This is a genomic window from Coleofasciculus sp. A1-SPW-01 (genome assembly GCF_040217205.1).
Lineage (GTDB): Bacteria > Cyanobacteriota > Cyanobacteriia > Cyanobacteriales > Coleofasciculaceae > Coleofasciculus > Coleofasciculus chthonoplastes_A.
Genome location: NZ_JAVJNP010000044.1, coordinates 1 through 12,380, shown reverse-complemented (window position 1 = coordinate 12,380; position 12,380 = coordinate 1). Strand labels below are relative to the sequence as shown.

Sequence of the window (12,380 nt, the reverse complement as noted above, 5' to 3'; positions counted from 1 at the left end):
TGTGTAGCGATTGGCTTGATTTGAAGAAAACCTAGCTTAATCGCTTAATTAGTTGGGTTTCCTTCGTCAACCCAACCTACAAGCATTACACCGTGGGACTTTGGCTTAATTCATAAGACTTTATTATCACCCTAAGTACGGGATAGCCAGCCGCCGGAGAAGCTAAGCTGGGTTCGTAGTAGGCACTTTAGTGCCAGAAGCGCTAAAGCGCTTACTACAAACTCTATTCCTGTCCGATGAAAAAGCAAGCCAATAAATTCAGTCATCTCACCGCCAAAGACAGAGTTTATCTCTCCTTTCCCGGACAGATTATCCTCGAACAAAATCGGCTTCAGGGTAAAATTTTAGACTTTGGTTGTGGTTTGGGTAATGATGTCAAACGTCTGCGGCAAAAAGGCTTTGATATTACCGGATATGACCCTTACTATTTCCCCGAATATCCCACTGTTAAATTTGATACTATACTCTGTTTTTATGTGTTAAATGTTCTCTTTGCGGAAGAACAGGCAACTGTTCTGATGAATGTTTCACATTTATTAAAACCCGGTGGAAAAGCCTATTATGCGGTGAGGCGAGATCTGAAAAGAGAAGGATTTAGAGAACATTATATTCATAAAAAACCGACGTATCAGTGCGTCGTAAAACTTCCCTACCAATCCATTCACCTAGACGAGTATTGCGAAATTTACGAATACGTTCATTATAACTATCAGCGGCATTCGTCCAATAAATGTATCTTTTGTAACCCGCGCAGAAGTCTGCGAGTTCTGACGGAATCAGCCACGGCTTATGCCATGTTTGATGGGTATCCAGCCAGTAAAGGTCATGTTCTGGTAATTCCTAAACGTCATGTTGCCAATTATTTTGATTTGGACTTTAAAGAACAATCCGCTTGCTGGTTCATGGTTAACCAAGTCCAAGGGTTTTTAACCGATCAATTTCATCCCGATGGGTTTAATGTGGGATTTAATGTGAATAGAGAAGCGGGACAAAAGATGATGCACACGAGTATTCATGTTATCCCGCGTTACCAGGGAGATGTTAGGGGGAAAAAAGGTGGAATCAGATCGGCGATTCCCAAGGGAACAAATTACAAGTTTGACCGGACATGATATCAGATTGGCATTTAGGCGATCGGTAAATTCTCAAGAATGAATAAAAACACTTTATTGAATAAAAAGAACTATATTTTTTACCACCTTTTTTAAAAAAAGCATTGCGCTGTAATAAAGTACAGGAGATCAAAGTCCCCCTTTTTAAGGGGGATTTAGGGGGATCGACAACGTACCGCATAGCAGAGCAAACTGCTGTATATCAAAGTAACTCCCCGGTTTCTTGCAGCGAGTGTAACCGCCAATAAATCCCTTCATGACGCAACAGTTCATCATGACTCCCGATTTCTACAATCTTACCTTGATCCAGTACCACAATTTTATCGGCATCGCGTACCGTACTTAGTCGGTGAGCAATAATAATTGTGGTGCAAGTTCCTTGAATCGTTCGCATCGCTAACTGAATCGAACGTTCGGATTCGTAGTCCAAACTAGAGGTAGCTTCATCAAAAATGAGGACATCGGGTTCACCGACTATAGTGGAGTAACCTTTGGGTAATTGATCGATCACTTCGTCTACTCTGGCAATACGACAAGCTTCTTGGACTTTCTTAAAGCTAACGTTGGGATTACCGTAAGTCAGATTATCTAACAAGGTTCCGTTAAATACATCAACATCCTGGTGAACGATCGCCAAACGTTGACGATACCCAGTCACATCCAACTGGCGAATGTCGAGACCATCAATCAAAATCTTACCTTGATCCGGTTCAAAATACCGAAATAAGAGTTTAACCAACGTAGATTTCCCTGAACCCGATCGCCCGACTAATGCGATCGTTTGACAGGGTTCAATCTGTAAATTAATGGGTCTTCCGGACTTAGTGTGCTAAACTATCAGTTTTAATAGCCAAAGAGCAAGCTAAATAAGGACTGTAGCCTCTAAGCTACTAAAAACGACTTGAAATCCGGGTCTAAATGGTTGAAGCTCTTGCTGTCCAAGATTTTGGGCTTTCCAACTAACAATTTAGCACACCAACTACGGAAGACCCTCTATTTATAACGAATAATTAATAAATCCAGCAAAAACTGGATTGGTAATCAAAATTCTTTTGTCCTAATTCCCATCCCATCAATGGTACATTTGTAGCCGGAGAAGGTAGTGACCCAGGCGCACCTTGCCAGACCAGAGTTCATAGTCAAGTTCCAAGCTTTGGGGTAAGGGGTATCCCTCTAGTTTCAGCATCCGCGTATAGTTTCGCAGTTGCAACGACTGATGCTTCTTCGTCGCCTTTTCATGAAGCCAATAGCGACTGATACCATAAACCCCTCGCTCCCAACGATGACGATAACTCAAATTACCATTTGCCTGCATCGTCATAATCATCCGATAGGGGGAAATTTCTAGCCACAAAAGTCGCTGGGGAGTGCGCTTGACGACATCCGTGGGGCTAGTTTGGGGGGGATGTCGGGATTCCCATTCCGGGAGTGGGGGTTCTCTCAAGAGTAAGTGAAAGCGATCGCGTTCTTTTTGATACAGTGTCGCTGCTGTTTCGATGGTGAACCAAATCGGCAGATCAGTCGATACAACTGAAAGACAAACAGGTAAGCGGTGATGTGTGAGCATGGATCTTACAAATGTAAAAGCAGACGGATAGCATACTTTCCTACAAACCCCGTGACCGCAATCCGGGACTGAAAGGGTAAATCGACCTGATCAGTGGATATGCTCATTTTAGAGTACAAAGTCCAGGACGGGGACATTAGTGCAACAAGGCAGAAATAACTAAACAGCTAACATCTTCAGACGTTCCACCGGAGGAGTCGCTACAAGCTTCCCCTGCTTCCCTATTCCTTACGTATTAACGCCTATCCTTACTCAATTCCTTTTTCCGCTTTTCTGGCTCGTCTGGCTTGTTTACCAAATGCGAGAAATCCAAAAATCAGCCAAGCGACGAGAATCCCGCTAGTGAGAAACAAGATGGAAACCAAACCAAATCTAGCAATCAGACTCGGTGCAGCTGCGGTGAATAATCCACCGCCAACAATGGGTTCAAAAAATAACTGTTTGTAGGCAAAACTTTCAAAGGCACCGGATCGATTGTCAGGATCAACCATTCGCAATAATAAAATACCCGTTGCAGTGACTCCCATCGATTGTCCCAAATCACCTAGCCCCCGTTCAAACCAGTAAGAAGGAATTACACGCGGGGCGAGATAAAGGAAGGCAAAAATATTCCAAGTTATCCCAGCGACACTCAGCAGCAGAAAGGAACCAAAGTTTTCTCCGAGTACGGTTAGCGAAATGGTGGCTAAGGCGGTAACGACGACAATATCTAAGGCGACTCCAGCAATATTATTCATTAAAGGGCGAATAATTAGCGGATGGAGTCCTAATCGTTCCATCAGCAACTGGACTATAATTCCACCTACTAGCGCCATAGGAAATAGGGGAACATAACTCATCATTTCAAATCCGCCGACACCCCATGTCACTGACTCGATCCAGATTAATCCTTGCAGAAGTAACCAACCGATCGCGATCGCTAATCCGACAAAGCCAAAGTTTAGCGACAGCGGATCAATTAACATATTTCGCATCAAGCGCGATCGCGCCCTGCGGATTTGCGGGGTTTCACTGTGGGTGTAATCCTCAAACCATTCCGGTTCAGCTACATTTTGCTGAACGCCTTGCACATAGCCTTGGCGTCTCCCCCAATTCGCCAGTACCGTTCCCGTGACAATCCCCGACACAATCCCCACCGTGGCTAATCCTACCGCCAAGTCAGCACCATCGGGAAACCCCAACTCTTGAAACGTTCCCGCCATCCCTGCGGCTGTACCATGTCCCCCTTCAAAGGCAATTTCAATTAAAGCGGCTGCTGTGGGATCGATTCCAAAAACAGGGATCAGGATTAGCAAGGTGAGTAAAATCCCGACTACATATTGTCCCCACGCCAAACTTTGACCAAATACAACCTGAGGTGCAGCCTTATTCCAGATGTCCCTGGGATGGGGAATCGATTCACCCAGAAACAAAGCGGCGAAGACGATATTGATAAACACCCCAGGAGACTGTGACCACACATCCCGAATGGATTCAGGGAAGACGCCATTCGCCAGGGGTGAATTTGGATTTGCGATCGCACCCAAAACTTGGGGTCCCAACACCAGCGCCACCACACCCGCGACAATGGATTCGGGAATGTAGAGTTTCTGTATCCAACGGATTTTTTGGTGAATGAACCGCCCCACCAGAATCAGGAGTACAACCAGGATAAAGGCAAACAGGGCATCTTTGAGACTAGACATAACATTTTACTTAATCTATGGAGGGATGCCAGCCAACTTGAACCCAGCGCTGGCGGGCAAGGAATAATGAATCGATTTAAGCACAAAGCCATGACTGTTGCTTGACTGATCGCGGTAATTCCTGCAATTTTTGTTCTCTCTGTACTCCAGTTGACTTCTCCCCTCCTTACAAGAGAGGGGATTCTAATTGGCTCATAAGATTGATGTAGATTTGCCCAACGGGAGTATATAGACATTATGATTGTAAATGCTCAGTTGAGATATATTTTTATAAAAAAAATGAAAGAGAATCCGGAACCCAACTATTTCAGTTAGTATGTCAGTGTATTCCCAGCACACAGACATGCCCGAATAAGATGAATTGATTTTATCATGATGTTGGATTTACAGAAAATTTTTCAAGCTACAAACCCCGACAAACCCTTATTCGTAGACAAGTCTCAAGAAGACCAAAACTATTATATCGATTTCTCGTCAGTACGTGGCGGACAGATTATCGAAGAGTTGAAGAATCTGATCGCTATTTTATCGCCGGAGAAACCCACTTGCCAGCTATTTACTGGACATCTTGGTTGTGGCAAGTCTACGGAATTACGGCAACTCAAAGCCGAATTGGAGCAACAAGGATTTCACGTTGTTTACTTTGAGTCCGATCAAAACCTGGAAATGGCAGATGTGGATGTCAGCGATATTTTGCTGGCGATCGCGCATCTACTCAATAACCTTTTAGGTATATCATAATTAACCCAAATCCTTCAATTGACTCAAGTCTGATTGGGGCAGTAGGATAAAAATGGAGTAAAAAGCGCAATCGCGTTTTGGTGAAACGGCATCCGTTTACTTTTGAACAAAAGGAGATGTTAATTAATGAGTGAGTATGTTTTAGCACGCATTGAAGCCATCCAACAAGAATTAGAAGCTTTAAGACAACTCGTGGCTCATCAAGTTCAGAATACCAAGCGTCAAACCCATTTAAAAGGATTATGGAAAGATGTTGAGATCACAGATAAGGATATAGAAGCGGCAAAACAAGCTGTTTTTCGGGATGCCTATAATTGGCAAGATTGAGGTAATGATGCTACTTGATCATTACTTAGTTGATCCAATTCTACTCAAGTGGAAAACTGGGAATTAATTTATCAATCTCTTCCATGAGTTGCATGGTTTCTTTGAGAGCAACCACGACTTTTTGATAGTGCAACAGTTCATCAAAGGACAAGGTACGTTTGGCTTTTTTGCGGTCTTTCAGCCATTTGCTTAAGACTTGATAACCCCCAATCTTAAACTCCCACACATCGGGAGCAATACCTTCAAAATAGCGGGTTTTGTTGATGTAAACACGTTGTTCTTTGGGTTTGTAGGTGACTTCGGTAACAGCATTGTCACCATCGCCGCCTATTTTGGTAATTAGGTTGTTGAGTTTCTTAGATTTCATTAGGTGCAGATCGACTAATTCTTGACCTTTTGTCCCTAAGTCTTTGAAGAGTTTATCGTTGCTGGTTAAGGGGACACGGGGAAAGTCAATTTTGAGGAATTCGGCGTAGCGTTGGCGATAGGTGGGGCTGTGGAAGATGGCGTAGATATAGTAAAAGATGGCTTCTGGGGTGGGGATGTAACCAAGTTTCTCTCGAATTTCGGTAATGAAATCTGAAGAGAGATTAGGAGATTTTTCAACAAATAAATTACCTTGATTGTTTTGAGTATCAGGATAAATATATAAAGGAGCAACATAAGCATTATCTGCAGAGGATAAAATTGTTTTGTCTACTAATCCCTGAGCTACTAAAAAATTAGAAACTACTTGCTCACGACTATTACGTATGAAACACATAGCAACATTATCACCAGCCAGTAAGTGGCTCATAACCTCTGGGCGAGGCATACAGATTAAGCCACGAGAAGTACCAGTATAGTATGTGAATCGAGTATCGAAGGGACGATAGGAGATTTGATGTATTCTTGATACATCTAGTTTAGATGACCACACATCTTTTTGGGCTAGACTTATTTTCCAATCACGAGAGTCATTTCCCAAGCTATATTTTTTTCTTGCTGATTCTTCTTCTAAATTAATAAAATCTTTTAATGTTTTTTCGACGTTGTTTTTTTCCCAATGTATTGCGAAATCATCTCTTGCCGAGTACAAACCTACAGAGTTTACAGGCATTACTTCATTGATTTTCCACTCGCTTTCATACTCTGCCTCTGAATCAACCTTCATGGGTACAAAGCGGTATTCTGGTGAACGTGGGTTAATCGCTTCCCAGTTCACAGTTTCTATACTATTAATTGACAGCCAATAGTATTTGCCGCCAGATATTTTTTGTTTGTCATTATCTTTTGCAATAACTTCACAAACACCCCATAAATCTGCATGATATACATCTGCTATTTTAGCGTTATTAAGATTTATTTTTTTTACAAAAAATCCAATTGCCACGCCTGGTTGAATATCAAAAACGTTTTCATCTTTTGAACCGTCAGGATTAATCTCAGGAGGTTTAGAGCTTCCGTGTAAATCAAGAATATAAATTTCGTCAAAGGTCTGCATTAAATTTTGACGCATTCCCCGAAAAGTAGAATTCTTTAAGTATCCATGATTAGTGATGAAGGCTAATATACCGTAACCTGTTGTTTCAATTCGCCATTGAGCAAAGCGTATAAATTTTACATAATCATCTTGTAAACCTTTTGGATTTTTTTCTCTTAAATCTTTGTTGTCAACCTTATAGTAGTCTCGCACTAGACCACTTATCCATTTTCCTGTGTTTAATGATTCATAAGAGTAAGGAGGATTACCTAACACCACCATTACAGGTGTATCTTGCTTCACTGTCGAGGCTTCATTGGCTTCCTGTGCCACAAACTGACCAAACAAAATCTCTGATTTTTTCAGTGCCTCATCCAGTGTATTTGTCAAATAAATCCCTAATCGCTGTTTCCCCTTAAATTGATACCCCAATTCTTGCAGTGCTAGCCCTAGCTTAAGGTGAGCAATCGCATAAGGTGCCATCAATAACTCAAAGCCAAACAAGCGATTCAGCAAATTTTCTTCCACATAGCTATCCCACTGGTTCGCCATGCCAATGTCTTCCAGATTGCGATAAATCTGTTTAATTACCTCATACAAAAACGTCCCCGTACCCGTTGCTGGATCAAGAATTTGCACTCTCGGCTTCTGGGTTTTCGGATCTTTGGCATTATCGGCTAAACCTAACGGCAAATTAAACCGTTCTTTGAGAATCGCATCAACGGAACGCACAATAAACGACACCACAGGTTCCGGTGTATAATAAACCCCCCGACTCTTTCGCAATGCTTTATTATACGCAGCCAAAAATGTCTCGTAAAAATGTACAACTGGATCATCTTGGCGAGTGCGCTGCCCAAAGTTTTCGAGAATACTACTCATATCTACCTGAGCCAGCAATTGAACTAAATCATCAATTGCCCAATCAATCTGACTCACAGCATCCGTTTCCACAATCGTATTAAATAACCGCTTTAAAAATGGATTCGTTGCCGGAATATAGGTGCCAGCCGTGCGACGGGTAAACCCCTCACTCCCTGGATTTTGGGCATGACCCACTCGTGCCGCAAATAACCCATAAGATATGGTCTGAGCATACATATCAGCAAAGTCAGGATCGGTTAATTGGGGGAGTAATACTTCGCTAAATCCCTGCTTTAATTGATGTAATTCTCCCTTATTTCCCTCCTGGCTCAAAGCGGTTAAAGTTGCTAAGCGAATTGCCTTGGTTAACCTTGCCATCTGTTGAGCTAAGTCTTCAGGATTGCTGATAATCTCCCCAGTATAGTTGAGAAACTGATCCAACAGGGCGGCAATCTTTTCCGTAGAGACGCGCCATGGCGCGTCTCTACTGTCGTTAATATCTGCTAATACCTGCTTCAGTCGCCGCTTTCCATTGACATACCAGCGAAACTCTAGATAATTAGTTAACACCAGATTTGGGAACGATTCTAGATAACGCTGCAATTGCTCTGTTTTTTCAATCGAATTGAGATCTGACCCCACATCTTTAGCTTCCACATAACCCACCAGCAAGTCTCGCCGCTTTACCGTAAAATCGGGAATCCCGGCTTTGTTGCCTTTTTCTTCAATTACGGCATCAATTCCATTAGCCGGATCATCCAGTAAGGTTTTTAAGGCGGGGTAATGGCTGCGTTCACTTCCTTTTTGTCGGTTTTTTTGAATGGATTTCAGATAAGACTCAAAGGAGATAGAGGGCATGGTACTTTAACGTTAGTGGGATGGGTAAAATCTTGTTTAGCGGTGTCGCGCCAGTAGGTTGGGTTGAACGATAGTGAAATCCAATACCATAAGAGAATTGTAGTAATCGCCATAGCGGTTAGTAGAGACGCGCCATGGCGCGTCTCTACATTAGGTTAAAATCGCCCCACCCATTAACTTAGAATACCGATAGTCCAACTCCGCCTTAACTAACGGCAAATTCTCCAACGCCTTATCCTCCAGCACAATCTTCTCCGCCGCATCTCTTGCCAAATTCAACACCTCTTGATCCTCCACCAAACTGGCTAAAGCAAAATCCGCTAACCCCGACTGACGCCGCCCCAAAACTTCCCCTGGACCCCGAAACCGCATATCCATTTCCGAGATAAAAAAGCCATCTTGCGACTGTTCCAACACCCCCAAACGCTGACGCGCGGTATCGGTTTTTGACCCACTCATTAATAAACAATAGGATTGATGAGAACCGCGCCCTACCCGCCCTCGTAATTGGTGTAACTGCGACAAACCAAACCGTTCCGCATTTTCAATCATCATCACCGTCGCATTGGGAACATCTACCCCTACCTCAATTACTGTGGTGGAGACAATAATTTGTGTCTGATTATCCCGAAACGCATTCAGCGCTTCATCCTTTTCTGCTGAACTCATCCGCCCATGTAGCAATCCCACCTGAAATTGTGGGAAAATACTTTCAGAGAGTCGCTGATGTTCCTCGACTGCCGATCGCACATCTAATTTCTCTGATTCTTCAATTAACGGTAGGACTATATACACCTGACGCCCTTGGGCAATTTCTCGCCGCATCAAGTCATAAGCGTTTTGGCGTTCCTTCCCCGTTAATACCGATGTGTGAATATTTTGGCGCCCTGGTGGTAACTCATCAATTTGACTCACATCCAAATCCCCGTGCAAAGTTAACGCCAACGTCCGCGGAATTGGCGTCGCTGTCAGGGTTAACACATGGGGCGATTGTCCCTTTTGTTGCAACTGCGCCCGTTGTTCTACGCCAAACCGATGTTGTTCGTCTATTACGACTAATCCTAAGCGCTGAAAATTTACCGGGTCCTGAATTAACGCATGGGTTCCCACTAATAACGGTAATTCCCCCGTTTCCAACTGAGAATGGATTTCCCGCCGTTTCTTCACCTTCACAGAACCCGTTAGTAATTCCACGGGAAGATGGAGTAAATTAAACCAACTGACTAATTTACGATAATGCTGTTCAGCTAACACTTCCGTTGGTGCCATTAATGCGGCTTGATACCCAGATTGAATCGCCGCCAAAATCGCAATTACCGCCACCACCGTTTTCCCGGAACCTACATCCCCTTGGACTAAGCGATTCATTGGGGTGGGTTGTTGTAAATCATTGAGAATATCATTCACCACCCGTTTTTGGGCAGAGGTAAGTTCAAAGGGTAATAGCTGATAAAATCGATCAATAAGTTTCCCGGTGGGCGCGAGAATAGCACTGGATTGAACTTGCTGCTGCATTTTCCGCCGTTGAAGAAATCCTAACTGTAAATAGAAGAACTCATCAAACACCAAACGGCGTCTGGCACGGCTGAGGGTATCCGTATCAGTAGGAAAATGGAGATTCGCGATCGCGTCACTAACTCCCATCAAATCATACTGCTGGCGCATCCCCTTCGGCAATGGCTCTTGCAGTTGATTCACCGCTGGTAACGCCGCCATCACCGCCTGTCTCACCCAATCGGCGGGAACCCCTTCGGTCAACGGATAAACGGGCATCACCCGACCAATTTTTAAAGAATCAATACTCCCCCCCAGATGGTCTAAAACCTCAATTTCTGGGGTATCCAGAGTAATCCCATACTTATTCTTTTTCACCAACCCCGACGCCGCCACAATCGCCCCCGCTGGATAGCGACGTTTTTGTTGTTCTTGCCACCCCCGATGACTGAAACGATTCCCGGCAAAAAAGCGATTCAGTTTTAGTTGACCCGTACTATCTTTAATTAATAACTCAAAAATCGATAACTTCTTATTCCGAGGACTGGTAAAACAGTTACAACGCTTCACCGTACCCACTACCGTTACCGTCTCCCCGGCGACTAACTCTTTAATATTCACCTGACGGGCATAATCAATATGATCCCTCGGATAATAGTAGAGCATATCTCGCACCGTATATACTCCCAAACGCCCTAAATAATCACTGCGGCGACGACCAATATCGGGTAACTCGGACAACGGTGAGTCCAGGGTAAAATTGACGTTTACCTTAGATGTTTCCGCCACCAGAGGCGTAGTCTGGGGAGATTTAACCATCGATGTTTGAGGCGGATGAGTCTTTTCCCGTTCCCGGCGTTGAAGTTCCTGTTGCAGCTTGTAGAGAAACTGTCGTGTATCTACCACCAGATATTGACGCGCTTCTACCGTCTGATGATGATAACGTTCAAACTCAGCCGCAATTGACTGCCATTTGCGCCGTTCCACCGGGAGAAGTCCGTTGGGTGTCTTGCCCAAACTGAGGCAAAGAAACTCACTAAAACGATACTGATTTCCCTGTAAATCAGTAAAGCCATTTTCGGCTTCCACCGCTAGCGCTTTTTGCAATCGTGTCCAATCTGGAAATTCTGTACTCACAATCTCTGATGATTAATAAGCTTTTTTCTTCACTATTGCCTATTGCCTATTGCCTATTGCCTATTGCCTAGCGCGTAGCGCTATAACTAATCCTCAAACCAACTCGCCCGCCATGCGGCTTCGGCTTGAACTACTGCCCACTCCCGTTGTTTTTTACGATATTGTCGCTGAAATTTAGTGGTATGGGCAAGCAGGTTACGGATTTGATTCCGCACTTTGACCAATTGCGGTTCTGTAAACTCAATTTCGGATAGGCGCAGGTTAACCGCAATAATTCGGGTTAGGGTTGAATCATCGTCATCCTCCGGCGTTTGGGTTTCGACTAAAAGGTTGAGTAGATTTGAACCCGGACTGCTTTCACCCGCCGCATCCGCTTTGGTTGCCGCTTCCAGGACTGTTGGGGGTAGTTTATCAGGAATAATACCCTCTTGTTGTAAAAGATGATTCGTCTCCACGGAAACCGTTTGCAAGGTGAGAGCAATTTGGTCTTCGAGCATCTCTTGCCACTGTAGCAGTTGATCCGGCAGAATCGGTTTTTGGGGGGTGAGGGCTGAATCGGGAGATGGATTCGTCGTCGTTTCCGCCGAGGATTCCGTTGACTCCATCAGCGGTTCTAACTCCTCATCCTCGTCTTCTAGTTCATCGTCCAGGCTTAAGGATAGGTCTTGAGGAAGCTGTAGGTGTAAAAGTAACTCGTCTTTTCCTTCCTTGCCAATCTGACGCAAGGCTTGCTGTAAATTTTGGCGCTGATTGAAGGACAAACTTAAAAAGGCGTCGGGATAGCCTTGAGTACACACCTGATAACCTGCCAGCATTAACTGTTTTTGCACAGTTTGCCCCAACACGGTCAAATAGGTGGCGTAACTGTCGTGAAGTTGGGAAGCCAGATGTGCGATCGCTCCCTCCATCTTACCTAAGTCCTGCTCAATGCGTTCAATTGCGCTCACCATTATCTGCTACTGCTCCCGATAGGTCTCCTTTTTACCAAAAAACGTAGTGTCGTGGCACAGCTAAAATAGGGTTTTGTTTGTAGTAAGCACTTTAGTGCTATAACGCTTAGCTGGAGAGGGCTGAGGTTCCCTCACTACGAACCAATTCTAATTCATCAAATAAGGTGTGCCACGCCAGTAGGG

7 protein-coding genes and 2 pseudogenes are annotated in these 12,380 nt (G+C 44.1%); 3 read left to right on the top strand and 6 right to left on the bottom strand.

Annotation, left to right across the window (positions count from 1 at the left end):
- The first annotated feature begins 236 nt into the window (after positions 1-236).
- Positions 237-1,112: a bifunctional class I SAM-dependent methyltransferase/HIT family protein gene (locus RH949_RS07770; RefSeq protein WP_446352452.1), complete on the top strand. Its 876-nt coding sequence runs from the start codon at positions 237-239 to the stop codon at positions 1,110-1,112.
- A 202-nt stretch (positions 1,113-1,314) separates the two neighbouring features.
- On the opposite strand, the pseudogene RH949_RS07765 reads toward RH949_RS07770, so the two are convergent.
- The 3 genes and pseudogenes from RH949_RS07765 to RH949_RS07755 all read right to left on the bottom strand — a co-directional run.
- Positions 1,315-1,920 (bottom strand): annotated as a pseudogene (locus RH949_RS07765) (ABC transporter ATP-binding protein); the annotation flags it as partial.
- A gap of 264 nt (positions 1,921-2,184) precedes the next feature.
- A complete protein-coding gene (locus RH949_RS07760) occupies positions 2,185-2,679 on the bottom strand; it encodes a hypothetical protein (RefSeq protein ID WP_006102841.1) in 495 nt (164 codons plus the stop codon).
- A gap of 248 nt (positions 2,680-2,927) precedes the next feature.
- Entirely contained in the window at positions 2,928-4,364 is a 1,437-nt protein-coding gene (locus tag RH949_RS07755; RefSeq protein WP_006102993.1) for a sodium/glutamate symporter, read from the bottom strand.
- A 372-nt stretch (positions 4,365-4,736) separates the two neighbouring features.
- Between RH949_RS07755 and RH949_RS07750 the strand changes: the two are divergent.
- A pseudogene (locus RH949_RS07750) lies at positions 4,737-5,093 on the top strand (ATP-binding protein); the annotation flags it as partial.
- Between the two features lie 138 nt (positions 5,094-5,231).
- Positions 5,232-5,432 carry a hypothetical protein gene (locus tag RH949_RS07745; protein ID WP_006103023.1) on the top strand — a complete coding sequence of 67 codons (201 nt, stop codon included), beginning with the start codon at positions 5,232-5,234 and terminating at the stop codon, positions 5,430-5,432.
- A gap of 40 nt (positions 5,433-5,472) precedes the next feature.
- On the opposite strand, the gene RH949_RS07740 is transcribed toward RH949_RS07745, so the two are convergent.
- From RH949_RS07740 to RH949_RS07730, 3 genes are all read right to left on the bottom strand, one after another.
- Positions 5,473-8,616, bottom strand: a complete 3,144-nt coding sequence (locus RH949_RS07740) for a type ISP restriction/modification enzyme (protein ID WP_446352451.1) — start codon at positions 8,614-8,616, stop codon at positions 5,473-5,475.
- A gap of 150 nt (positions 8,617-8,766) precedes the next feature.
- The gene (gene recG, locus RH949_RS07735) at positions 8,767-11,247 is read right to left on the bottom strand and encodes an ATP-dependent DNA helicase RecG (protein ID WP_446352450.1); all 2,481 of its coding nucleotides are present in this window, start codon (positions 11,245-11,247) and stop codon (positions 8,767-8,769) included.
- Positions 11,248-11,333: 86 nt separating this feature from the next.
- A complete protein-coding gene (locus tag RH949_RS07730) occupies positions 11,334-12,197 on the bottom strand; it encodes a hypothetical protein (RefSeq protein ID WP_044208824.1) in 864 nt (287 codons plus the stop codon).
- Between the last annotated feature and the right edge of the window lie 183 nt (positions 12,198-12,380).

Excerpts from the sequence above, each read along its gene's own strand:
- RH949_RS07770 (WP_446352452.1), top strand. The coding sequence starts at position 237 with ATGAAAAAGCAAGCCAATAAATTCAGTCATCTCACCGCCAAAGACAGA.
- RH949_RS07760 (WP_006102841.1), bottom strand. The coding sequence starts at position 2,679 with ATGCTCACACATCACCGCTTACCTGTTTGTCTTTCAGTTGTATCGACT.
- RH949_RS07755 (WP_006102993.1), bottom strand. The coding sequence starts at position 4,364 with ATGTCTAGTCTCAAAGATGCCCTGTTTGCCTTTATCCTGGTTGTACTC.
- RH949_RS07745 (WP_006103023.1), top strand. The coding sequence starts at position 5,232 with ATGAGTGAGTATGTTTTAGCACGCATTGAAGCCATCCAACAAGAATTA.
- RH949_RS07740 (WP_446352451.1), bottom strand. The coding sequence starts at position 8,616 with ATGCCCTCTATCTCCTTTGAGTCTTATCTGAAATCCATTCAAAAAAAC.
- RH949_RS07730 (WP_044208824.1), bottom strand. The coding sequence starts at position 12,197 with ATGGTGAGCGCAATTGAACGCATTGAGCAGGACTTAGGTAAGATGGAG.